23 protein-coding genes and 1 other RNA gene are annotated in these 24,488 nt (G+C 54.6%); 20 read left to right on the top strand and 4 right to left on the bottom strand.

Annotated features, from left to right (window positions below; all coding sequences use genetic code 11):
* Positions 1 to 201: 201 nt before the first annotated feature.
* From asr to zapA, 4 genes are all read right to left on the bottom strand, one after another.
* Complete coding sequence (gene asr, locus LC431_RS21215; RefSeq protein ID WP_013576790.1) at positions 202 to 612, bottom strand: acid resistance repetitive basic protein Asr; 411 nt, start codon at positions 610 to 612, stop codon at positions 202 to 204.
* Between the two features lie 271 nt (positions 613 to 883).
* The gene (locus LC431_RS21210; RefSeq protein ID WP_015690332.1) at positions 884 to 1,480 is read right to left on the bottom strand and encodes a 5-formyltetrahydrofolate cyclo-ligase; all 597 of its coding nucleotides are present in this window, start codon (positions 1,478 to 1,480) and stop codon (positions 884 to 886) included.
* Between the two features lie 39 nt (positions 1,481 to 1,519).
* Positions 1,520 to 1,703, bottom strand: a non-coding RNA gene (ssrS, locus tag LC431_RS21205) — 6S RNA.
* A gap of 47 nt (positions 1,704 to 1,750) precedes the next feature.
* Entirely contained in the window at positions 1,751 to 2,080 is a 330-nt protein-coding gene (zapA, locus tag LC431_RS21200; protein WP_013576788.1) for a cell division protein ZapA, read from the bottom strand.
* Positions 2,081 to 2,333: 253 nt separating this feature from the next.
* On the opposite strand from zapA, the gene LC431_RS21195 reads away from it, so the two are divergent.
* The 20 genes from LC431_RS21195 (at position 2,334) to LC431_RS21100 (ending at position 24,483) form a co-directional block, all read left to right on the top strand.
* Entirely contained in the window at positions 2,334 to 2,906 is a 573-nt protein-coding gene (locus LC431_RS21195; protein ID WP_015690331.1) for a YecA family protein, read from the top strand.
* A gap of 58 nt (positions 2,907 to 2,964) precedes the next feature.
* A complete protein-coding gene (gene pepP / locus LC431_RS21190; protein ID WP_013576786.1) occupies positions 2,965 to 4,281 on the top strand; it encodes a Xaa-Pro aminopeptidase in 1,317 nt (438 codons plus the stop codon).
* Between the two features lies 1 nt (position 4,282).
* Positions 4,283 to 5,461, top strand: a complete 1,179-nt coding sequence (ubiH, locus tag LC431_RS21185; protein ID WP_013576785.1) for a 2-octaprenyl-6-methoxyphenyl hydroxylase — start codon at positions 4,283 to 4,285, stop codon at positions 5,459 to 5,461.
* A gap of 17 nt (positions 5,462 to 5,478) precedes the next feature.
* A complete protein-coding gene (gene ubiI / locus LC431_RS21180) occupies positions 5,479 to 6,705 on the top strand; it encodes an FAD-dependent 2-octaprenylphenol hydroxylase (RefSeq protein WP_112150871.1) in 1,227 nt (408 codons plus the stop codon).
* A gap of 452 nt (positions 6,706 to 7,157) precedes the next feature.
* Complete coding sequence (gene gcvT / locus LC431_RS21175; RefSeq protein WP_119261922.1) at positions 7,158 to 8,255, top strand: glycine cleavage system aminomethyltransferase GcvT; 1,098 nt, start codon at positions 7,158 to 7,160, stop codon at positions 8,253 to 8,255.
* Between the two features lie 63 nt (positions 8,256 to 8,318).
* Entirely contained in the window at positions 8,319 to 8,705 is a 387-nt protein-coding gene (gene gcvH / locus LC431_RS21170; RefSeq protein ID WP_112150869.1) for a glycine cleavage system protein GcvH, read from the top strand.
* Between the two features lie 109 nt (positions 8,706 to 8,814).
* On the top strand, positions 8,815 to 11,688 hold the full coding sequence (gene gcvP / locus LC431_RS21165) for an aminomethyl-transferring glycine dehydrogenase (protein ID WP_013576781.1): 2,874 nt from the start codon (positions 8,815 to 8,817) through the stop codon (positions 11,686 to 11,688).
* 221 nt (positions 11,689 to 11,909) lie between these two features.
* Entirely contained in the window at positions 11,910 to 12,653 is a 744-nt protein-coding gene (locus LC431_RS21160; protein WP_131638274.1) for an SDR family oxidoreductase, read from the top strand.
* Positions 12,654 to 12,984: 331 nt separating this feature from the next.
* Positions 12,985 to 13,842, top strand: a complete 858-nt coding sequence (locus LC431_RS21155) for a DeoR/GlpR family DNA-binding transcription regulator (RefSeq protein WP_013576779.1) — start codon at positions 12,985 to 12,987, stop codon at positions 13,840 to 13,842.
* An 18-nt stretch (positions 13,843 to 13,860) separates the two neighbouring features.
* A complete protein-coding gene (locus LC431_RS21150; protein WP_013576778.1) occupies positions 13,861 to 14,847 on the top strand; it encodes a substrate-binding domain-containing protein in 987 nt (328 codons plus the stop codon).
* Between the two features lie 2 nt (positions 14,848 to 14,849).
* On the top strand, positions 14,850 to 16,382 hold the full coding sequence (locus LC431_RS21145) for a sugar ABC transporter ATP-binding protein (RefSeq protein WP_013576777.1): 1,533 nt from the start codon (positions 14,850 to 14,852) through the stop codon (positions 16,380 to 16,382).
* Positions 16,375 to 17,364 carry an ABC transporter permease gene (locus tag LC431_RS21140; RefSeq protein WP_112150866.1) on the top strand — a complete coding sequence of 330 codons (990 nt, stop codon included), beginning with the start codon at positions 16,375 to 16,377 and terminating at the stop codon, positions 17,362 to 17,364. The genes LC431_RS21145 and LC431_RS21140 overlap by 8 nt, the downstream gene beginning before the upstream one ends.
* A gap of 11 nt (positions 17,365 to 17,375) precedes the next feature.
* Positions 17,376 to 18,461 (top strand): ABC transporter permease, encoded by a 1,086-nt coding sequence (locus LC431_RS21135; protein WP_112150865.1) that lies wholly within the window; start codon positions 17,376 to 17,378, stop codon positions 18,459 to 18,461.
* A gap of 38 nt (positions 18,462 to 18,499) precedes the next feature.
* Entirely contained in the window at positions 18,500 to 19,180 is a 681-nt protein-coding gene (gene alsE / locus LC431_RS21130) for a D-allulose 6-phosphate 3-epimerase (protein ID WP_131638266.1), read from the top strand.
* A 15-nt stretch (positions 19,181 to 19,195) separates the two neighbouring features.
* Positions 19,196 to 20,140: an allose kinase gene (gene alsK, locus LC431_RS21125; protein WP_153376504.1), complete on the top strand. Its 945-nt coding sequence runs from the start codon at positions 19,196 to 19,198 to the stop codon at positions 20,138 to 20,140.
* Positions 20,137 to 21,069 carry a ribokinase gene (gene rbsK / locus LC431_RS21120; RefSeq protein ID WP_223510306.1) on the top strand — a complete coding sequence of 311 codons (933 nt, stop codon included), beginning with the start codon at positions 20,137 to 20,139 and terminating at the stop codon, positions 21,067 to 21,069. Before alsK ends, rbsK begins: the two co-directional genes overlap by 4 nt.
* A 504-nt stretch (positions 21,070 to 21,573) precedes the next feature.
* A complete protein-coding gene (locus LC431_RS21115) occupies positions 21,574 to 21,894 on the top strand; it encodes a hypothetical protein (protein WP_223510305.1) in 321 nt (106 codons plus the stop codon).
* 263 nt (positions 21,895 to 22,157) lie between these two features.
* A complete protein-coding gene (locus tag LC431_RS21110) occupies positions 22,158 to 22,559 on the top strand; it encodes a hypothetical protein (protein WP_013576770.1) in 402 nt (133 codons plus the stop codon).
* A 162-nt stretch (positions 22,560 to 22,721) separates the two neighbouring features.
* Positions 22,722 to 23,594 (top strand): carbohydrate ABC transporter permease, encoded by an 873-nt coding sequence (locus tag LC431_RS21105; RefSeq protein ID WP_013576769.1) that lies wholly within the window; start codon positions 22,722 to 22,724, stop codon positions 23,592 to 23,594.
* Positions 23,584 to 24,483: a carbohydrate ABC transporter permease gene (locus tag LC431_RS21100; protein ID WP_112150858.1), complete on the top strand. Its 900-nt coding sequence runs from the start codon at positions 23,584 to 23,586 to the stop codon at positions 24,481 to 24,483. Before LC431_RS21105 ends, LC431_RS21100 begins: the two co-directional genes overlap by 11 nt.
* The last annotated feature ends 5 nt before the right edge of the window (positions 24,484 to 24,488 follow it).

Below are 24,488 nucleotides of genomic sequence, written 5' to 3'. Positions count from 1 at the left end.
GGGGCAGTAAGATTGATAATACCGAGAGCTTGTGAAAGTTCCATTTAAAAAGGGTCCATGATGAGCATGAACCCTTTTTACACGAGCCACCGGATCGGTCAACTGATCCTTAAACGATCGGCATTAGGCGAACCGGGTGTTAAATTTTTCAGTCTTGATAAGAGTGAACAGATTCGTTCACAAAGACTTCTTAGTGACTTCTTATGCTGCCGGAGTTGCTTTAGCCGGAGCAGCTTTCTTAGCATGTTTCACGTGCTTTTTAGCCGCCTGCGCCTTCTGAGCAACAGGAGCCGCTTTCTTAGCGTGTTTCACGTGCTTCTTAGCCGCCTGCGCTTTCTGAGCAACAGGAGCCGCTTTTTTAGCGTGTTTCACGTGTTTCTTAGCCGCCTGCGCCTTCTGAGCGACTGGTGCTTTTTTAGCGGCTTTTTTGTGTTTCTTGGCAGCTTGCGCTTTCTGAACAGGTTTCTTGTGTGCTTTATGCTTAGTGGCATGAGCCGGAGCTGCGGTGGTTGTGGTAGCAGCAGGTGCCGGCGTTGCGGTAGTTTCAGCAGCGAAAGCGACAGAAGACAGGCCCATTGCAGCGGCTACAACCAGAGCTAATACTTTTTTCATCTTTAATTCCTCAGGGATCTTGGTTTGTGTGTCTACCCCACTGCGGGGCCGATGTGAGAATAATAGGCGTGACAAACCTTGCTGTCCGTGAGTGATTGGTTTCGGCGTGTAACGGTATGTATAAAGAGAAAGTATTATTAATTTCAATGGGTTGGGTTTTTAAAAAGCGAGGGAGACGTGCGGATTTCAAGCTTAGTTACAACATACTTATGAGGTATGCTTTCTATTTCTGGCTGGCACTCTGCTTACCGTGGATTTATATCGTCTGGCATCACCATCTCCACACTTTTCCAGGCGTGATGACCTCAGGTAAAGGCACATCCCAGTGTTCCACCGGTAAAGCATCGACATGCTGACAATCGTGCGCTAATCCGATCGGATACGGCCCGCCTTCTTTCCAGCGCTCAAGTGTGCGGTCATAAAAGCCACCACCCATACCTAAACGTTGCCCCGCACTGTCGAACGCCACCAGCGGCGTCAGGATGATATCCAGCTGCGCCAGCGGGATCACCTGCGTGACATCCAGTTGTGGCTCAAGAATGTTGAGCCGGTTGCGCACCAGCGTCGTATCGGGCGTATAACGCAGAAAAAGCAGATTACCCGGCGAGAAAGGGTGCAGCACTGGCAGACAAAGCTGTTTGCCTTCGTTCCACAAACGGGCGATCAACGGTGCGGTATCCAGCTCACCATCAAAGGACAGAAACAGGGAGACTGAAGTGGCGGAATGAATTTTCGGATGGGTTGCAACGCGTTCTGCAGCCTGCAGCGCAAAATGAGTTTGCTGTTCAGCGGTCAGCGTATTTCTGCGTTGGCGTATTTCACTGCGGATGGTTTGTCGGGCAGAAGCAAAAAGCGGCGTGTAGGGCATAGATACAAACACCAGAAAGGGATGTACCAAAAAGAAAGGGGAATCTCCGAGATGCCGTCGCAGGCTGTAACCCTTGAACCCATGGTTCAAGGTGAACGTGCTGTCGCAATCTTTAGGCTTCTCGGACGGACCGAGCATGCGCACCGATTACGGATCATCACATTCTGTTGGTACTAATTATCGGCTCAGGGGACGGGCCCGCTGGCGAACATCTCAGAGAAATTTTTTACCGTTTCTGACGACCTGTGACCAGTCAGTCAGCAACGTGTGTTATTCGAAAGGCGCCCCTTCACGTTCAGAGATCCGGCCTTGTTCGAGCAATGCCTGCTCGATGGTTTGTTGCAACATCCGTATACGTTGTTCCATATTGGATGCGTAGTCGCGCGTTTTCAACCTTTCCTGAGCAAGTTCGTGACATACGTTCAATGCCGCGATGAATACCAGTTGCTCCGTATTGGTGACTCTAGTGCGAACTTTCAGATCTTGCAACCGCTGATTAAGATCTTCAGCTGCCAGATTCAGTGCTTCCTGTTGTTCTGGCGGACAATTCACCCGTAAAGAGCGACCAAAAATTTGAATATCTACCGGTTGTGCAGACATGCCACCTTCCTGCTAATTTATTCGTCCGCCCCAACGTGACCACTACGACCTGGCGCAGGATGTTGGAAGCGGGCGCCACTATAACTATCTCAATACCAGGTTACAACCCCATGACCGGCTGACTGCTGCCCGATTGTTCAGAGCGTGCCATTCATGTTTAAGACCACCCCATCACGGGCTGCTAATCTGGTACTACGACAGACCTTGGTGGTAGCATAACACGAACTTAACCTGCCAACGATGGCGAATGCGCATGTCTATAGAGAATACTTACCCTACTTACGATTCGTTGGATCAAAACCTGAAACAACAATCGGTTGCTTTGACCGCAGCAGAAATGCACGGTTTGATCAGTGGTTTGCTGTGCGGTGGCAATCGCGACGGCAGCTGGCTGACGATGGTGCATGATCTGACTAACGAAGGTATGGCCTTCCCGCACACGCTGGCAGATTTGCTGCAACAATTGCGCAAAGTGACGTCAGACACTCTCGAAGATGACAGCTTCGAATTCAAAATGTTGATGCCCGACGATGAAAAACACATCTTTGAGCGTGCCGATGCGCTGGCCGGATGGGTTAACCATTTCCTGCTTGGCCTGGGCATGATGCAGCCAAAACTCGCCAAAGTGAAAGGCGAAGTCGGTGAAGCGATCGACGATTTGCGCAGCATCGCGCAACTGGGCTACGACGAAGATGAAGATCAGGAACAACTGGCGCAATCTTTAGAGGAAGTGGTGGAGTACGTCCGTGTTGCCGCCATTCTGTGCTTTGGTGAATTTGGCCACAGCCGCCCGACGGCTGCGGAAAATCACCGTACTTTGCATTGATGGTACATTGCATTACATAAACTGATTGCACTCATTAAAACGATTTCAGGAGAAGGTGATGACTCAGCAAGAGTACGAGAATCGTCGTCAGGCGCTGTTAGCGAAGATGGCCCCGGGAAGTGCTGCGGTAATTTTTTCTGCGCCCGAAGCACCACGCAGTGCCGACAGTGAATACCCGTATCGTCAGAGCAGTGATTTCTGGTATTTCACCGGTTTCAATGAGCCGGAAGCGGTATTGATCCTGGTGAAAAGTGATGAAAATCATAACCACAGCGTCCTGTTTAACCGCGTCCGTGATCTCACCGCTGAAATCTGGTTTGGTCGTCGTTTAGGTCAGGAAGCCGCGCCCGCCAGGCTTGGCGTGACCAAAGCGCTGCCTTTTGATGATATCAACGATCAGCTTCATCTGCTGCTTAACGGTCTCGACGTGCTGTATCACGCACAGGGCGATTACGCCTATGCGGATGAAATCGTTAACCGTGCCATGGAAAAACTGCGCAAAGGCTTCCGTCAGAATCTCTCGGCCCCGGCCACTGTCACCGACTGGCGTCCGTGGGTGCATGACATGCGCCTGTTCAAATCGGCTGAAGAGATTGCCGTTATGCGCCGCGCCGGACACATCACCGCGCTGGCCCATACCCGTGCGATGGAAAAATGCCGTCCGGGCATGTTCGAATATCAGCTTGAAGGCGAGATTCATCACGAATTCACCCGTCACGGTGCACGTTATCCTTCCTATAACACCATTGTGGGCGGCGGCGAAAACGGCTGCATCCTGCATTACACCGAAAACGAATGTGAACTGCGTGACGGCGATTTAGTGCTGATTGACGCTGGTTGTGAATATCAGGGTTATGCCGGTGATATCACCCGCACGTTCCCGGTGAACGGCAAATTCAGCAAAGCGCAGCGCGAAATCTACGACATCGTGCTGGCGTCAGAATATAAAGCGCTGGAAGTGTTCGGGCCGGGCAGCAGCATTCAGGCCGCGACCGAAGCCGCAGTTCGCGTGATGATTGAAGGTCTGGTCAAACTGGGCGTGATGAAAGGTGATGTTGAAACCCTTTACGCGGAGCAGGCACACCGCCAGTTCTTCATGCACGGTCTTTCCCACTGGCTGGGGCTGGACGTTCATGATGTCGGCCATTATGGCTCAGTGGATCGCAGCCGTACGCTGGAGCCGGGCATGGTGCTGACCGTTGAACCGGGTCTGTATATCGCGCCGGATGCCGACGTACCGGAAGCGTACCGCGGCATCGGTATCCGTATTGAAGACGACATTCTGATCACCACCACCGGTATTGAAATTCTGACCGGCGATGTGGTGAAAGAAGCCGATGATATTGAAGCGTTAATGGCGGCGGCAAAGAAATAATATGAGCATCGTAATTGTTGGCGGCGGCATGACCGGTGCCACGCTGGCGCTGGCGATTTCCTCGCTGACGCAGGGACGTTTGGCGGTGCATCTGGTGGAAGCCACTGCGCCGGAACATCACGGACACCCGGGCTTTGATGCCCGCTCGATTGCGCTGGCACAGGGAACCTGCCAGCAATTATCGCGGGTGGGGATCTGGTCTGCCCTGGCGGCAATCGCCACGCCAATCCGTGATATCCATGTCAGCGATCGTGGTCACGCGGCCTTTGTGAATCTCAATGCCGCGCATTATGGCGTCGAGGCGCTGGGGCAGGTGGTTGAGTTGCATGAAGTCGGTAAGCGCCTGTTTGCGATGCTGAAAAATGCACCCGGCGTCACGCTGCATTGTCCGGCGAAAGTTATGGATGTCGCGCGTTCACAAGATTCCGCCAGCGTGACGCTCGACAGCGGTCAAACGCTGACAGCACAGCTTTTGGTGGCCGCTGACGGTTCGCATTCTTCGCTGGCAAAAGCCTGCAATATTGGCTGGCAGCGTGAAGATTATGGCCAGATTGCCGTCATCGCCAACGTGGCGACCAGCGAGCCGCACCACAATCGTGCTTTCGAGCGTTTCACCCAACACGGTCCGCTGGCACTGCTGCCGATGTCCGATGGCCGCAGTTCACTGGTCTGGTGTCATCCGCGCGAAGCGAAAGGCAAGATTGATCACTGGAGCGAAGCGCAGTTCCTCAGTGAGTTGCAAAAAGCTTTCGGCTGGCGACTGGGCACCTTCCGGCAGGCCGGTAAACGGTTCAGTTATCCGCTGCAATTACAGCAAGCCAATAGTCACATCAGCCACCGTCTGGCGCTGGTTGGCAACGCGGCGCAAACGCTGCATCCGATTGCCGGACAGGGTTTTAACCTCGGTCTGCGTGACGTCATGACGCTGGCGGAAACACTGGCTAATGCTGCTGCACAAGGTGCCGATGTCGGCAGTTACCGCGTGCTGAGTGAATATCAGCAGCGCCGTCAGCCCGATCAGCAGGCAACCGTCGGCGTTACCGATGGCTTGATCCACCTCTTTGCCAATCGCTGGCTGCCGTTAATGGTCGGGCGCAATCTCGGTTTACTGGCGATGGAAGGCATTACGCCATTACGCGATGCTTTCACTCGCAGAACGTTAGGTTGGGTTGACCGTTAATCCCTACAGGAAAAATTATGCAATCTTTTGATGTGGTTATCGCCGGTGGCGGAATGGTTGGTCTGGCGCTGGCGTGCGGATTACAGGGCAGCGGTCTGCGTGTTGCCGTACTGGAAAATCAGCAGCCGGATCTTGATACGCCCTTGCCGGAACAGCCTGGCTTGCGGGTTTCAGCGATCAATGCTGCCAGTGAACGTCTGCTGAAATATATCGGCGTCTGGGACAACATTATTGCGCAGCGTGCCAATGCCTATCAGGGGATGGAAGTCTGGGATCGCGACAGCTTCGGCAAAATCGCGTTCCGCGGCGAAGAATACGGTTTCAGCCATCTGGGCCATATTATTGAAAATCAGGTGATCCACCGCGCCTTGTGGCAACGTGCGGAAAAATCTTCCGACATCACATTGCTCACACCGGCAACACTGAAAAATGTGGCGTGGGGAGAAAATGAAGCCTTCATTACCCTGAGTGATGAACGTCAGCTCAGCGCGCGTTTAGTGGTCGGCGCGGATGGCGCACAGTCGTGGCTGCGTAAGCACGCCGATATTCCGCTGACCTTCTGGGATTATCGCCATCATGCACTGGTGGCGACCATACGCACTGAAGAACCGCACCAGTCTGTCGCAAGGCAGGTATTCCACGGCGAAGGTATTCTGGCATTTCTGCCGCTGGCGGATGCACATCTGTCTTCTATCGTCTGGTCAGTGTCACCGGATGAAGCGCAGCGCCTGAGTGCGCTTGAGCCGGAAGAGTTCAACAAAATCCTTGCCAGTACCTTTGACCTGCGTCTGGGTATTTGTACCGTAGAAAGCGATCGCGTGACCTTTCCGCTGACCGGCCGTTATGCCCGCAGTTTTGCCGGACAACGTCTGGCGCTGGTGGGCGATGCGGCACACACCGTGCATCCGCTGGCCGGGCAGGGTGTCAACTTAGGTTTTATGGATGCCGCAGAACTGGCCTCCGAAATCAAACGCCTGCAAAAAGAAGGCAAAGATTTCGGCCAGCACATGTACCTGCGTCGTTACGAGCGTCGTCGTAAACACAGCGCTGCGCTGATGCTTGCCGGGATGCAGGGCTTCCGCGAACTGTTTGCCGGTGACAATCCGGCCAAAAAACTGCTGCGTGATATTGGCCTGACGCTGGCGGATTCCCTGCCGGGCGTGAAGCCGAAACTGGTCCGCCAGGCAATGGGGCTGAATGATTTACCGGAATGGTTACGGGACGATTCGCTTCGATTGAAATAATCTAATTTTAGCTCAATTTTTCCATTACTTTTTCTAATCCGGGGCCGGATTTCTCATTCTGCAAATGGTGAGAAATCCGGCCTTGTCGTTATATAACATCGATACTTTTGATGTTTATTTGTAGATTTTGCGCCACAAACCCCAGTTTACCAGTCAAAAACTCTGCACAATGCCCTTGTGAGATCACTGACATTCATTCTGCTCTGCATATTTTAACTTATGGTTAGCAGGGAGATTCAGTGGTAAGTTCGAGCAAGGGTATCGTTTGCGCCACCACGCAAAATCCCGTCATCATTCGAGCTATCTCCGCGTTGGCTTCCTTCGCGAACCCCGGTCACATACTTATGTATGCTCCCGGGGATTCACTCAGTTGCCGCCTTGATCTAACACGAATGATTTTGGGTTTTTACGTGGTGTGCCGTTTATGCATTTGTATTCAAATGAGGAATAAGATGGTTAAGCAGACTCAGCTTTATGAACAACATGTTGCGTGCGGTGCGCGTATGGTCGATTTCCACGGCTGGATGATGCCTCTGCATTACGGCTCCCAACTGGATGAACACCACATCGTGCGTCAGGATGCCGGTATGTTTGACGTCTCGCACATGACCATTGTCGATCTCCACGGTGCCCGTACCCGTGAATTCCTCCGTTACCTGCTGGCGAACGATGTCGCCAAACTCACCGTTCCCGGCAAAGCGCTCTATACCGGTATGCTCAATGCGTCCGGCGGCGTGATCGACGACCTGATTGTTTACTTCCTCAACGAAAATTATTTCCGTCTGGTGGTTAACTCCGCTACCCGCGAGAAAGATCTGGCATGGATTTCGCAGCATGCAGAACCGTACGCTGTTGAACTGACGGTGCGTGATGATCTGGCGCTGGTCGCTGTACAGGGGCCGCAGGCGAAAGAAAAAGCGGAAACCTTGTTTACCGCCGGGCAAAAACAAGCTGTCGCGGGCATGAAGCCGTTCTTTGGCGTGCAGTCCGGCGACCTGTTTATCGCGACAACCGGTTATACCGGCGAAGCGGGTTATGAAATCGCGCTGCCGCAAGAGCAGGTGGCGGATTTCTGGCAGAAATTGCTGGCAGCAGACGTGAAGCCCGCCGGTCTGGGCGCGCGCGACACGCTGCGTCTGGAAGCCGGTATGAATCTCTACGGTCAGGAAATGGACGAAGGCGTTTCGCCGCTGGCGGCCAACATGGGCTGGACCATCGCCTGGACACCGGAAGACCGTCACTTTATTGGCCGTGACGCACTGGAAAGACAGCGCGAGCAGGGCACCGAACAGCTGGTCGGCCTGGTGATGACCGAGAAAGGTGTATTGCGTAACGAACTGCCGGTGCGATTCACCGACAGCGCGGGCAACACGCTGGAAGGCGTGATCACCAGCGGGTCATTCTCTCCGACGCTGGGCTACAGTATTGCACTGGCACGCGTTCCGGCAGGCATTGGCGAAAATGCCATTGTGCAGATCCGCAACCGTGAAATGCCGGTAAAAGTCACCAAACCCGGTTTTGTCCGTAACGGCAAACCGCTGGTGCAGTAACGAATTCGTGATAAAAATTATCCGGTTAACGCTGAATTAAGCACTTTTTTTGGAGAAAGTAACATGAGCAATGTTCCAGCAGATTTGAAATACGCATCCTCCCACGAGTGGATACGTTCAGAAGGCAACGGCGTTTATACCGTAGGCATCACCGAACACGCACAGGAGTTACTGGGCGATATGGTTTTCGTTGATCTGCCAGAAGTCGGCCGTGAAGTTGCCGCCGGTGAAGATTGCGCCGTGGCTGAATCCGTCAAAGCGGCGTCAGATATTTACTCTCCAATTAGCGGCGAAATCGTTGCAGTTAACAGCGAACTGGAAGGTTCTCCGGAGCTGGTCAACAGCGAGCCATACGGCACCGGTTTCCTGTTCCAGATTAAAGCGTCAGACGAAAGCGAACTGGCCAAGCTGCTTGATGCACAAGCCTACTCAGCGTCCATCGACGAGTAATTACACATTGCATTACCCGCCCCGCAACCCGCTTGCGGGGCAGTTCCAGACCCGTAGCTTTTGTCAGTATCCCAAGACACCTCCAGCAGATTTCAGGAATGCGTAGCAAATGACTCAGACTCTCAGCCAACTCGAACACAGCGAAGCCTTTATCGGCCGCCACATCGGTCCGTCTTCTCAGCAGCAGCAACAGATGCTGGAGACGGTCGGTGCGGATTCTTTAAATGCGCTGATCCAGCAGATCGTTCCGGTCGATATCCAGTTACCTGGCCCGCCGGCTGTCGGTGATGCCGTCACGGAACATCAGGCGCTGGCTGAGCTGAAAGCCATTGCCAGCCAGAATCAACGCTATAAATCCTACATCGGTATGGGTTACAGCGCGGTGCTGACACCGCCGGTTATCCAGCGCAATATGCTGGAAAATCCGGGCTGGTACACCGCGTACACGCCGTATCAGCCGGAAGTATCACAGGGCCGTCTTGAAGCGCTGCTGAACTTCCAGCAACTGACTTTAGACTTAACGGGGCTGGATCTGGCTTCTGCTTCTTTGCTTGATGAAGCGACTGCTGCAGCCGAAGCGATGGCGCTGGCAAAACGTGCCAGCAAACTCAAAGATGCCAACCGTTTCTTCGTGGCAGACGACGTGCATCCGCAAACGCTGGATGTGGTACGCACCCGCGCGGAAACCTTCGGTTTTGACATCATCGTTGATAAAGCCGAAAAAGTGCTCGAGCTGGAAGGCGTGTTCGGCGTGCTGCTGCAGCAGGTTGGCACCACCGGTGAAGTTCACGATTACACCGCGCTGCTGGGCGAACTGAAATCCCGCAAAATTATTACCAGCGTTGCCGCTGATATTATGGCGCTGGTGCTGCTGGCTGCACCGGGCAAGCAGGGCGCAGACGTGGTCTTCGGTTCCGCGCAACGCTTTGGCGTGCCGATGGGCTACGGTGGTCCGCACGCGGCATTCTTCGCCTGTGTAGACGAATTCAAACGTTCCATGCCGGGCCGTATCATCGGGGTTTCCCGTGATGCCGCAGGCAAAACTGCACTGCGTATGGCGATGCAGACCCGCGAGCAACATATCCGCCGCGAAAAAGCCAACTCCAACATTTGTACCTCGCAGGTTTTACTGGCGAATATTGCCAGTCTGTATGCGGTATTCCACGGTCCTGAAGGCCTGAAACGCATTGCGTCACGTATTCACCGTCTGACCGACATTCTGGCCGCTGGCCTGAAACAGGGTGGCCTGACGCTGCGTCATAACACCTGGTTTGACACGCTGACTGTTGAAGTCAAAGACAAAGCCGCCGTGCTGGAACGCGCGCTGAGTTTCGGTCTGAACCTGCGTACTGACATTCACGGCGCAGTCGGTATCACCCTCGACGAAGCCACGTCCCGCGAAGACGTTCAGGTTCTGTTCGCTGCCCTGCTGGGTGACGACAACGGTCTGGATATCGACAAACTGGACAAGGCGGCATCGACCGACAGCAACTCCATTCCTGCTGCTATGCTGCGTGTGGATCCGATCCTGACCCATCCGGTATTCAACCAGTACCACAGCGAAACCGAGATGATGCGTTATATGCACCGTCTGGAGAAAAAAGATCTGGCGCTGAATCAGGCCATGATCCCGCTGGGTTCCTGCACCATGAAACTGAACGCTGCGGCAGAAATGATCCCGATAACCTGGCCGGAATTTGCCGATCTGCACCCGTTCTGTCCGACAGAACAGGCTGGCGGTTATCAGCAGATGATTGGTCAGCTGTCACAATGGCTGGTTCAGCTTACCGGTTACGACGCAGTTTGCATGCAGCCAAACTCCGGCGCGCAGGGCGAATACGCGGGTCTGCTGGCCATCCGTCGTTACCACGAAAGCCGTAACGAAAGCGGTCGTCACATCTGCCTGATCCCAAGTTCAGCGCACGGCACCAACCCGGCTTCCGCGCAGATGGCGAGCATGACCGTCGTAGTGGTTGCGTGTGATAAACAGGGCAACATCGACCTGAGCGACCTGCGTGAGAAAGCGGCGAAAGCGGGCGATGAGCTGTCTTGTATCATGGTGACGTACCCTTCAACGCACGGCGTTTACGAAGAAACTATCCGCGAAGTTTGCCAGATTGTGCATCAGTACGGCGGTCAGGTTTACCTCGACGGCGCGAACATGAACGCACAGGTCGGCATTACCACGCCGGGTTACATCGGCGCGGACGTCTCGCACCTTAACCTGCATAAAACTTTCTGTATCCCGCACGGCGGCGGCGGTCCTGGCATGGGCCCGATTGGTGTGAAAGCGCATCTGGCGCCGTTCGTTCCGGGTCACAGCGTGGTGCAGATTGACGGCGTGCTGACGCAAAACGGCGCGGTTTCTGCGGCACCGTTCGGCAGTGCTTCCATCCTGCCAATCAGCTGGATGTATATCCGCATGATGGGCGCGGAAGGTCTGAAACAAGCCAGCCAGGTGGCAATTCTGAATGCGAACTACATCGCGACCCGTCTGAAAGACGCGTATCCGGTGCTGTATACCGGCCGTGATGGTCGTGTGGCGCACGAATGCATTCTGGATATTCGTCCGCTGAAAGAGACGACCGGTATCAGTGAAATGGATATCGCCAAGCGTCTGATCGACTACGGATTCCATGCCCCGACCATGTCCTTCCCGGTGGCCGGTACGCTGATGGTTGAACCAACCGAATCAGAAAGCAAAGTGGAACTGGATCGCTTCATTGATGCGCTGCTGGCAATCCGCAGTGAAATCGACCGCGTGGCGCAAGGCGAATGGCCGCTGGCAGACAACCCGCTGGTGAATGCACCGCACGTGCAGAACGAGCTGGTCAGCGACTGGAACCATCCGTACACCCGCGAAGTGGCGGTATTCCCGGCCGGTTACGACAACAAGTACTGGCCGACGGTGAAACGTCTGGATGACGTGTACGGGGACAGGAATTTGTTCTGTTCGTGTGTACCGATGTCAGATTACGAGTAAGACGCCGATCTGCTCCTCGCTGAGAAGGGTGAGGAGTAAAAAACTCGGGCTGCTCCCTCCCCTGCGAAGGGGAGGGTTGGGGTGGGGTATTAAGGTCAGAATCCAAAAATTAAAGTTAGCTTTGTCAAAGTGTTAGTCCTTAAAACCCCCTCCCGGCCTCCCCCTTCGCAGGGGGAGGAGTAAGCACTTTCCTCATTTCCCCCCAATGGAATCTTACACTCATGAAAATCGCTCTCGTCACCGGCGCCAGTCGCGGCATCGGCCGTGCAACGGCTCTCCTTCTTGCGCAGCAGGGTTACGCCGTCGGTGTGAATTACGTGAATAACGAAACCGCAGCGCAATCTGTCATCAATGAAATCCATCAGTCCGGTGGCAAAGCCATCGCGCTGAAGGCTGATATTGCCGATGAAGCGCAGGTTGTCGCGATGTTCAAACAGCTGAGCAACGAACTCGGCCCGATCACCGCGCTGGTGAATAATGCCGGGATTTTGTTCCAGCAGACCACCATTGAAAATCTCTCTGCTGCACGTATCAACAAAGTGCTGTCTACTAACGTAACCGGGTATTTCCTGTGCTGCCGTGAGGCGGTGAAAATCATGTCACACCGGCATGGCGGAAAAGGCGGGGCGATTGTGAATGTGTCCTCGGCGGCTTCCCGTTTAGGTGCGCCGGGTGAATATGTCGATTACGCGGCATCGAAAGGTGCGGTGGATACCCTGACAACCGGTCTGGCGCTGGAAGTGGCGGCGTACGGTATCCGCGTTAACTGTGTGCGTCCGGGTCTGATCTACACCGACATGCACGCCAGCGGCGGTGAGCCGGGACGCGTCGATCGCGTGAAAGCCAATCTGCCGATGCAGCGCGGCGGTCAGCCGGAAGAAGTCGCACAGGCGATTGCCTGGTTGCTGTCGGATTCCGCCTCTTACGCCACCGGCAGCTTTCTCGATCTGGCTGGCGGCAGATAGTCAGCGTAAATCATTGATAGCGGGGTTCGCTCCCCGTTCACTCCCCCAAAACGGTCAAATCCACACAACCGGTCATTAACGGTCATTAAATTGCACGAGGAATTGTGACCGTTTGCAAATCTGTTGCTGTTCTGTTGCAACGCAAATGACGATTTAATGCCGTTCCCACCACAGATCCAAACTTTAACATTTCATATTTTCTCACCTTTTCGTGACAACTATCACAGGACGATTGTGGCAAAAAATGCGCACAGTCGCCTTTGAGGCACTGCGCATTCCATAAACATCCGGCTGCGTATCCTATTTGACATCGGGAAAGAGGAATCACCACATGCTGCCAGTAGAGCGACATCGATATATCACCGAAATTCTCAGCCAGCGCGGACGCATTCTTGTTCAGGAAGTGGCGCAGTTATGCCGCATCTCGCTGGAAACCGCGCGGCGGGATCTGGCGCTGCTGGAAAAGCGTGGCGTGCTGTTACGCAGCCATGGCGGCGCGGTGTTTAAAGAACATTCGGCGGCAGAAAAAACCTATGTGCCGTCGCAGATTGAACAGGGTGAATCCTTTCGTGACCGCAGCAATCAGTCGCCGGACAGCAAAACGCGTATCGCCAAACGGGCTTTGCAGCTGATCAATCCCGGCGATTGCCTGCTGCTCGACAGCAGTTCCAGCAGCTGGTTTCTGGCGCGCCAGTTGCCTGACATTCAGCTGGTGGTGCTGACCAACTCGGTGCACATCATCCAGACGCTGGCGGTGAAAGCTAACGTGCGGGTGATCGGACTGGGCGGTGAATACTCGGCGAAATACGAAGATTTTGTCGGTGTGCTGGCCGAACAAATGCTGAAAGAGTTCGTCATCAACAAACTGTTTTTCTCCTGTCACGGCATCAGCCACGAAGGCGGTATCCGTGAAAGTAACGAGCATCACGCACGGCTGAAACAGCAAATGCTGCTTTCCTCCGAGCACAAAATTTTGCTGGCTGACTCCAGCAAATTCGGCCGCCGCTCTTTTGCGCGGATCTGCCACTACCGGGAAATCGACACACTGATAACAGACCATCTGGAGGATGAAGAATTCCGCCAGGAACTGGCCTGGAGCAACGTTAACGTGATTGAAGTTTCTCCGTCACCCCTACAGAAAAAAACTAAAAACAGCCGCAACGGCCCGTTAGCTGCGGCACATAACTGACCTCCCAGGAGAGTAAACATGATCAAGAAATCCGTTCTTGCCTGCCTGTTCGCCACAGCCATGTTGTCCCTGTCTGCGCACGCCGCCGACAAAATTCGTATGGGCGTGGTGGTGAAAGTCGGCGGTAACGCCTGGTTCAACGCGATGGAAGCCGGGATCAAAAGCGAAGCGGCCAAACGCGGGATAGACGCGTGGCAGGTCGGGCCGACCAGTGCGGATCCGGCGTTGCAGGTGCGTGCGATTGAAGATCTGATCGCCCAGAAAGTAGATGTGATCGGCGTGGTGCCCAACGATGCCCGCGTGCTGGAGCCGGTACTGAAACGCGCTCACGACGCCGGGATAAAAGTCATCGTGCATGAATCGCCGGATCAGAAATATGCCGACTGGGATTTCGAAATGGTCGATGCCACGCAGCACGGCATTAATCACATGATCGCGCTGGCGCAGTGCATGAAAGAGAAGGGCGACTATGCGGTGTATGTCGGAAGTCTTACCGTGCCGCTCCATCAGAAATGGGCCGATGCCGCCATCAATTACCAGAAAGAACATTATCCGGATATGCATCTGGTCGGCGACAAATTTGGTGTCGGCGAATCCCTTGATGACAGCATCCGTACCACCAACGACCTGATGTCCAAAGATGCCAACCTGAAAGGCATTCTGGCGATCGGCTCGCAAGGCCCGATTGGCGCAGGCCGCGCGGTGCTTAACCGTGGCAAAACTGACGACATCTGTGTGTTCGGGCCATTCAGTCCGGGTCAGGGCGCCAGTCTGGTGAAAGCCGGGGCCATCAAAGGCGGCTTTATCTGGAACCCGATGGTCGCGGGTGAAGTCTTTGTGCGCATCGCCGAGAAGCTGGAGAAAGGCGAAAAAATCACTGACGGCATGACCATTGAAGGCATGGGCAAAGTGAAAGTCGATGAAGCAACGCACACCATTCTGGGCAACGAAACCGAAAGCCTGGACAAAGCGAACCTGCCGAAACTGGTCAAAATGGGGCTGTAATCATGGCAATCTCCGAGATCATTCAAACAGAGAACGCGCCGCTGATTGATGTGCAAAACCTGTCGGTGACGTTTGGCGGGCAGCGTGCACTCAACGACATTTCCCTGCGGCTGATGCAGGGCGAAGTTCACTGCCTGGCGGGCACCAACGGCTGCGGGAAAAGTACGTTGATCAAAGTGATCTCGGGGGTTTATCAGCCGGACAACGGTTGCCAGATCACGCTCAGCTCGCCGTCGCAGGGTAGCCAGAGTTTCAGCAAACTTTCTCCGGATCAGGCACGTCAGTTTGGCGTGCAGGTGATTTATCAGGACTTGTCGCTGTTCCCGAACCTCAGCGTGTTCGAGAACATCGCCTTCGACCACAACCTGCAGGGGCTGATGGGCTGGTATCGCCCGTCACGCCTGCGGGAAACCGCGCAGCGCATTCTGACTGAACTGAATTACACGCTGGATCTCGACAGCAAAGTCTCGGCGCTGCCGATTGCCCAGCGCCAGCAGGTGGCGATTTGCCGTGCGCTGGTCGCCGATGCGCGGTTAGTGATTATGGATGAGCCGACAGCCTCGCTGACCCGCACCGAAGTGAATCAGTTGCTGCGCACCGTGCATTATCTCAAAAGCAAAGGCATCAGCGTGGTGTTCGTCAGCCATCGCCTCGATGAAGTGCTGGAGATTTCAGACAGCGTCACGGTGATCCGTGACGGCAAAAAGGTCGGCACATTCCCGGCCTCTGAAGTCAGCAGCGAACGCCTGACCGAACTGATGACCGGCCTGAAACTCGATTACCGCCTGAAAGCCGCCAACATGAATGACGAACGCATCATGCTGGAAACCGACAAACTCAGCCGCGCAGGCCAGTATCACGACGTCAGTTTCAAACTGCATGCCGGAGAAGTGCTCGGTTTATGCGGTCTGCTCGGTTCCGGCCGCACCGAACTGGCACTCAGTCTGTTCGGCATGACCAAACCCGACAGCGGCAAAATCTACCTCGACAGCAAGCCGGTGCGTTTTCGCAGCCATGAAGACGCGATCAAATCCGGCGTCGGTTATGTGTCGGAAGATCGCCTGACGCTCGGCCTGATCCAGCAACAATCGGTGGGCGACAACACCGTGCTGGCGATCATGGATCAGCTGCGCAGCCGTTTTCATCTGATCGACGAATACCGCAAAAACAAGATCATTCAGCAGTGGATCGAAAAACTCGGCGTCAAAGTCGCCAGTCCCGAACAGGCGATTTCCACCCTTTCCGGTGGCAATCAGCAAAAGATCGTCCTCGCGAAATGGGTGCTGACACAGCCGAAAATCCTGATCCTCGATTCGCCAACGGTCGGCGTCGATGTCGGCGCGAAAGCCAGCATTTATCAGTTGATCCACCAACTGGCGGAAGAGGGGATTTCCATCCTGCTGATTTCCGACGAAGTGCCGGAAGTCTATTTCAACTGTGACCGCGTGCTGCATTTCAGTGAAGGCACGGTGGTTGGCGAATATCTGCCGGGCGCGATTACCCAGCAACAACTTGCGGAGGCGGTCAATGCTTAAGCTCAGCCGGTTACGCCCGTCCAGCAACGAAGGTTATTTAGCCTGGGTATTGCTGGTGGTGATCGTCACCTTTTCCTTACTCACCAACCAGTTTCTGACTTTACAGAACCTGCTGGATCTGACCGAAAGCTACGCCGTCAGCGGCATCTTTGCCCTCGGTCTGTTCGTGGTGCTGGTCACCGGCGGAATCGATATTTCGTTCGCCGCCGTGGCTTCTGTCGTGCAGTACCTCATCGCCACGCTGGCGATTCACTACGGCCTGAGCAGCCCGACCGGCAGCATTTTACTGGCGGTCGCCATCGGCACGGTGCTCGGGATGATCAACGCGATTCTGATCTACTGCCTGCGCATCGTGTCGATCATCGTCACCATCAGTATGCAGTCGCTGCTGTTCGGCATGCTGATGTGGCTGACCAACGGCACCAGTTTGTACGACCTGCCGGACTGGCTGACGACGCCAATCCGTGTGCTGCCGTTCAGCGTCGGCGAGCAGCATTATCAGATTGGATTGCCGGTGGTGGTGATGTTAGTGGTCGCCGGACTGAGCTGGATCCTGCTTAACAAAACCCATCTCGGACGCCAGTTATTTGCGGTCGGCGGTGACCAGGAATCCGCACGCCGTATCGGTATTCGCGTCGGTTTGCTGCATCTTTTTGCCTACGGATATCTCGGCGCGATGGCGGCGATTGGCGGGCTGGTGCAGGTGTATCGCGTCGGTGAAGTGGTGCCGAATGCACTGGTCGGCGGCGAGCTGGATGTACTGGCGGCGGCAGTGCTCGGCGGTGCCAGTCTCAACGGCGGCAAAGGCAGCGTGGTCGGCACCCTGATGGGCGTGTTCCTGATTGGCGTGCTGAAAAACGGCCTCAACCTGATCGGCGTTTCCAGTTACTTCATGAATATCGTCATCGGCGTGGTGATCGTCGCGGCCATCACCGTCACCCATTACAAGAAACGCAAAGAAACCGAAGTCGGCTTCGCCTGAGGAAAACCGCTATGTTCGCAAAAAGCAGAAATGTGAGTCTTAAAGCGAAGCCCGATGCGCGGCCTCGCCTGAAAATCGCTTCCCTGAAAATAGATAGCACGACATTGGGATTATCGCTGTTATTGCTGGTGGTGATCATCGGTTTCAGCCTGGCGATGCCGGGGCGGTTTTTCAGTGATGCCACCTTTATGAGCGTCGCCTTCCAGTTGCCGGAACTCGGTTTACTGACGCTGGCGATGTTTATCCCGATCCTCAGCGGTGGTCTGAACCTGTGCATTATCGCCACCGCTAACCTGACCAGTTTACTGATGGCATGGGTGTTTCTCACCTGGTTGCCGCCGGATGCCAGCATGGCGATGCAGGCGGTGTGGCTGACGCTGGCGCTGGTTGGCGCAATGATTCTGGCGCTGGTGATTGGCATGCTGACCGGCGCGCTGGTGGCGTATGTCGGCGCCCATCCGATTCTGGTGACGCTGGCGACCATGACCATGGTGAACGGCGTCGGCATCTACCTTTCACGCGGTGCGGCGATCAGCGGTATGCCGGACATCGTGCGCTTTATCGGCGCGGAAACCCTGCTCGGCGTGCCGGTTCCGCTGATTATCTTCCTGCTGACTGCAGCCTTAATCGCGGTGTTTTTAGAACGCACCCGCCTCGGTAAATACATCTACATGAGCGGCAGCAACATCAACGCCACCCATTTCAGCGGCGTGAATACCCACCGCGTGCTGATCGCCATCTACGTGATTTCCAGCATGTTATGCGTGATTGCCGGACTCATCATGATGGCGCGTTTCAACTCGGCGCGCATGGGCTACGGCGACTCGTATCTGCTGCTGACGGTACTGGCCATCATTCTCGGCGGCACCGATCCCAACGGGGGTTTCGGTAAAGTCGCGGGCGTGGTGCTCTCGCTGATTGTCCTGCAGGTGATTTCCACCGGCCTGAATCTGATGAACGTCAGCCCGCATTTCAGCCTGGCGATGTGGGGCGCGGTACTGATTGTGGTGCTGGCGCTGAAATTCTTCCGCAGCCGTTATCTGCAAAAAAGGGCGGGGCGAATGAGCGCTGCCAAAGCGCGGGCGGCTCAACCTTAAACAGTTTTTTAAAATTGCCTCTGACTTAGGAAAACATCATGGAATACAAAATTTCTCCGTCGCTGATGTGCATGAGCCTGATCGACATTAAACAGCAACTCGAGGTGCTGAACCGTCGCGCCGACATGCTGCACATCGACATCATGGACGGGCATTACGTCAAAAATATCACGCTGTCGCCGTTCTTTATTGAGCAGATCCGCCCGCATACGCCGCTGGTTCTGGACGTGCATATGATGGTGGAAAACCCGGCTGACTTTATCGAGCCGATAGCCCTTGCCGGTGCCGATTTTATCTGTCCGCACGCCGAAACCATTAACCGCGACGCGTTCCGCATCATCAACCAGATCCGTTCGCTGGGTAAAAAAGTCGGCGTGGTGCTCAACCCCGCGACACCGGTGGAATACATCCAGCACTACATTCATCTGCTGGATAAAATCACCGTGATGACCGTCGATCCGGGCTACGCCGGTCAGCCGTTCATCCCTGAAATGCTGGAGAAAATCGCGCAACTGCGTGATCTCAAACAGCAAAAAGGCTACCGCTATCTGATCGAAATCGACGGGTCCTGCAACCTGCGCACCTATCAGGATCTGATGGGCGCGGGCGCGGAAGTGCTGATCGTCGGCAGTTCCGGCCTGTTCACGCTGGACAACGATCTGGATGTTGCCTGGGACAAAATGCTCGATCAGATGCGTCAGGCGCGTCACGCAGCCTGAGGGCAGGAGAGCCGTATGCCGCACTTTCTTGGAGTGGATGTCGGGGGCACCAATACCCGTTTAATGCTGATGGACAGCCAGCAAAATTTTCGCGGCTACCACAAAACCCCTACCCAAAGCTGGGCGGGGCAGTCCGATCCGTTACAGGGGCTGGAAAACCTGATCACGGCGTATTTGCAGGAACAGGACCCGCATAATCAGGTGGCGCAGGTGATGCTCGGGCTGCCGGGCATATTGTCCCGCGACCGCCAGACCGTGCTGTCGCTGCCGTTTATCTCCGCGCTGGATAATCAGCCGGTAGCGGCGCTGCTCTCGCAACGTTTACACCTGCCGGTGGCGATGGACAAAGACGTTAACCATCTGATGTGGTGGGATTTAATGCAGCACGGCGCATTGCCGGATGTTGCCGTCGGGCTGTATCTCGGCACCGGGCTGGGCAACAGTTTGTGGATCCACGGTGATTTTTACCACGGCGCGCACGGCGGTGCGGGTGAACTCGGCCACATTCCGCTGGCGGGGAATCCGTTGCTTTGTCCGTGCGGCAAAACCGGCTGCGTCGAAACGCTGACGTCCGGCAACTGGCTGACCGGCTGGGCGCGGCAACATGCGCCGCAAACGCCGTTCGCTGACCTGTTTGTACGTCATGCCGGGCATGTGGATTTAACTGAATTTGTGGCACGTCTGGCGCGCACCGTCGCCAGCGAAATGAACATTCTGGATCCCGAATATCTGGTGCTGGGCGGTGGTGTGCTGGCGATGGAAAACTTCCCGCTGGCCGAACTGGAACAGCAGCTACGCAGCCATCTGCGCAGCCCGTATCCGGCGAACGGTCTGACCATTCATTTCAGCGCCGTCACCGACGAGACCGGTTGTCGTGGCGCTTGTTTAGCCGCACAGCGCGTTTTTCCGTCGCAGCCAGCTCTGGCCGCCGGAACATTTTCCTTCAGGAGAGAGGCATGAACAAAGGCAAGGTATGCGTATTTGGGTCTTTCAACCTCGATATCGTGGCAGGCATGGTGCGTTTCCCCAAACCGGGGGAATCCCTGATTGCCCGCAACAGCATGATGGGCGCGGGCGGCAAGGGCGCCAACCAGGCGGTCGCCGCACTGCGTGCCGGTGCGCGGGTGCATTACATCGGTAAAGTTGGTCGCGATGATTTCGGCATGTTTGCCCGCCGCCATCTCGACAGCGCCGGTTTCGACGCCGTCACGTTGTTCTCCACCAGCGAATGCCCGACCGGCAACGCGCTGATTTATGTCGCCGGAGCCGATGCCGAAAACATGATTGCCGTTGATCCGGGCGCCAACCTGACGGTCACCGACGAAGAAGTCGAACAATGCCGTCCGGCCGTCGCCGCCGCTGATATCCTGCTGACGCAGCTCGAAAACAATCTGCCTGCGATTGAAAAACTGATCGGCATCGCGAAGGAAAATGACACCTACATTATCCTCAACCCCGCGCCGTTCCAGCCGGTTTCCGACCATCTGCTGTCGCAGGTTGATTTACTGACGCCGAACGCCACGGAATGCACGCTGCTGACCGGTATTGAAGTCCGCGATATTCCCTCTGCCCAACGCGCCGCCCACGCGCTGCACGCTAAAGGGATCCAGGCACTGATCATCACGTTAGGCACGCAGGGCGCATTGCTTTCAGTCAACGGCGAAACGCAGATTATCCATGCCTGTCCGGCGATCCCGGTGGATACCACTGGTGCAGGTGACGCCTTTAACGGCGCGCTGGCCTCCCAACTCGCCGCCGGAGCCACACTCCCGGATGCCGCGCAGTTCGCATCCGCCTACGCCTCGGTTTGTGTGGAAAGAGCAGGCGCGGCGGCATCGATGCCGACATACGAAGAAGCGCGGGAGAGGATGGGGGTTGTGGTGGTTTGAAGCGGGTTTTCTTTTGTTCCTGCGAAAGCTGCAGGTTTTTCTTTACTCCTCCCCCTGCGAAGGGGGAGGTTGGGAGGGGGTTTTAAGGGCTTATACCTTCTGTCAAAGCACACTTCAACTTTTTGATTTTGCTTTAATACCCCACCCCAACCCTCCCCTTCGCAGGTGAGGGAGTCGACCGGCGTTATTCCTGCGAGACATCTTCCAGATTTCAAAGTAACTCCCTGTAAATCCATCCAGCCCATTTCATTCGAAAAATGGCAGGAATATAGTCGCTTCGCTGCGGCAAAATCCGTAGCCGGACTTGGAACTCCGAACATCTGGAACTGAAAAAACTTGTGTTTTTTCAGGGGCTACGTGCACACTCAATTCGTGGCTTAGGCAGGGCAATCTTAATGGTTGGCCGGTCGCTAGATCCGGAGTTCCAAACCTGCCTGAGTCACACCTTTAGTTTGGAACCTGAAGGCGTGATGAAATTCAAAATCTAGTACTGGAATAATCATCATGACTGACATGAATACCGAAACCACCCATCCCGAAAATTCCCTCACCGTTTTCCGTGCCCTGATTGCCGATTTGGATCTGAGCCATTTCACCGATCCCCAGCTTTACGATCTCGGCGCTGTCGCGTCTGAATCCGCTGAAGGGCTTTGCCAGGGTTTGCTGTGCCTGAGTGAAGGGCTGGAAAATAGCGAACTGTTGCCGCCGGAAGGCGTTTCGCAGGTGAGCGCCTATCTGAAAGCCTCTGCGCATCTGCTTCCGGCACTGTTTGAGTTGTCAGAGAAGGCGGGGATTGCGCTCGGGATAGCAAAAATACGGGTTTAATCTTTTTCTCCTTCCCCTCTCACGAGGGGAAGGCTGGGAGGCCGGGTGTTGGTTTCGTGTAGATCTTAAGATAAATATAAAATATACCCCACGTGGGTTAATATGTTTTTTGTATGGTTGAAGTTAATGTGTTTATATTTAAAAGGTTTGTTTTTAATATCAAAGTGATTAATATCTGCGTGGTTTAAAATGTAGTTATGAGGGACCAAACTCCCATTGGGATGATCCTAAAGATCAGACATGGATAAGAGCAGGAATTGATTATGCCAAAAGAACGGGTTTTTAGGAAAATATATATTTTCATCGTGTTGGTTATAGCTTTCCTGGGATATTTAATTAAGGTGGTATTAGATTTTTCACCTTATGAACAAACGATTATACGAAAGGAAAGTATAGGCGAGTTTAATACCCTTTATGTGACTGAAGGTAGTGCGGGTGCAACGACCAAAAATACGTATAAATATTATCTTTATCCATCTGTAAAAACAGAGAAAGAGTTTCTGGCGGATGTCAGAGATTATCCTTCTGTTCTTTTTACTTCAGATTCAAATGTCCAAATGCAATTGAAGGGCAGATATCTCTATTTTACAGTTAAAGGAACTATTTATAGTTTTACCAACCAATCTGATTCTGTCTTTATATACCTCAACTCAACCCCATTTTAGTGGGGGTTTATCCGCATGTTACCGTTCAATCTTAAACCCGACCTCTATTTTGTTCAGTAACAATGCTCATATTTCATTCAAATAACCATCACATTTCCGCCATGTGGCTGACACAAATGCAGGACAGGATAGGCACCTTATTTCGCTGACCGGTACCCTGTAATGCGCCGCACGTTGTTCCCTTATCTGATTTTGCTGCCGACGCTGATTTTTCTGTTTTTATTCACCTATTACCCCTTATTTCAGTCAGCGACGGACAGCCTGTTTGACAGTCGTCTGTCGTCAGACGCGCCGCCGTTTGTCGGTCTGCAAAACTATTTGCGCCTGATCCAGGATTCAGTCTTCTGGCGCGCGCTGCTCAATAATCTGGCGTACATCCTGATGACCGTGGTGCCCGGCATTATTCTTGCGCTGCTGCTGGCGGTTGCGCTGTGGGAAAACACCTCGCTGAACCGCTGGCTGCGTACCGCGTTTTTCTTCCCGATGATTATCCCGCTGGTCAGTGCCGCCACCTTGTGGTTGTTCATTTTCATGCCCGGTATGGGGCTGCTGGATTACTACCTGGCGAAAGCATTCGGGCCGATGAATAACAATTATCTCGGTATGAGCAACAGTGCGCTGATTGCGCTGAGCGTGATCGGCGTGTGGAAATTCGCCGGTTATTACATGCTGTTTTTCCTCGCCGGATTGCAGTCGATCCCCGCCTCGGCACGCGAAGCGGCGCTGATGGAAGGGGCGTCGCGCCCGCAGGTTTTCTTCTATATCACGCTGCCGCTGCTGCGCCCGACCATCAGTTTTGTGGTCACTATCGCGCTGATTTATTCGATTACCCAGATAGATCACGTCGCAGTGATGACACAGGGCGGGCCGAATAACGCCACTACCGTCTTGCTGTATTACATCCAGAGTCTGGCGAATGACACCCATGATTTAGGCAAAGCTTCGGCGGCGACATTCCTGACGCTGGTGTTGCTGTTTGGTTTTTCGATGCTGAATCTGCGTGTGCTGGAAAGAGGAGCTCACTATGAGCGTTGAAACGTCTGAAGCGCCGGTGATGACCGGTAAAAAATTGCGGGCGGGCGTGCGTTCGCCATCGATGTTATTGCGCGGTGCGCGCCGTTCGACACTGCCGGTTTTACTGCTGTGCGCGGCCTTTTTATGGATGGCGCCTTTCCTGTGGATGCTGTCGTCAGCATTCAGTGAAAGCAGTTTTTCGCCGGATATGGCCTCGCTGTTGCCGCGCTTCCCGCTGACGTTGCAAAACTTCCGTGATGCGTGGGACAGCGCCGACTGGCTGCGGCTTTATGCCAATACTATTTTCTTCTCCTTCGGCACCTTTCTGGTTCAGCTGGTGACGATCACCACTGCCGGTTACGTGTTCGCATATCACGAATTTCGCGGCAAACAGACGCTGTTCTACCTGCTGCTGATCCAGCTGATGATCATGCCGGTGATTATGATGGTGCCGAACATGATGATCCTCAAACAGTTCGGGCTGCTCAATACATTGACCGGCGTGATGATGCCGTATTTCGCCTCAGCGTTTGGCGTATTCCTGATGCGTCAGGCGTTTCTCAGCATTCCCCGTGAAATCGAAGAAGCCGCGCTGATGGAGGGCTGCCGCTGGTGGCAGGTGGTGTTCCGCGTGCTGATCCCGATGTCGTGGCCCGCCATCCTCGCCTTTGCCACTGTCAGCATTACCTATCACTGGAATGAATACCTGTGGCCGCTGATGGTGCTTAACGATCCGGACAAACAGGTGCTGACCGTCGGACTGGTGTCTTTCGCGATGGGTGCGGAATCGGGCGGGCAGTGGGGCTTAATTACTGCCGGAACGCTGATGGTGTGTCTGCCGCTGATGCTGGCGTTCATTATTTTTCAGAAACAGTTCCTGAAAAGCTTCGGCTTCTCGGGCATCAAATAAAGGAG

The organism is Rahnella sp. GSA61A, assembly GCF_019969905.1.
GTDB classification, from domain to species: domain Bacteria; phylum Pseudomonadota; class Gammaproteobacteria; order Enterobacterales; family Enterobacteriaceae; genus Rahnella; species Rahnella aceris.
Note: the sequence above shows the minus strand (reverse complement) of the source record. Positions and strands in the feature narration are given on the sequence as shown.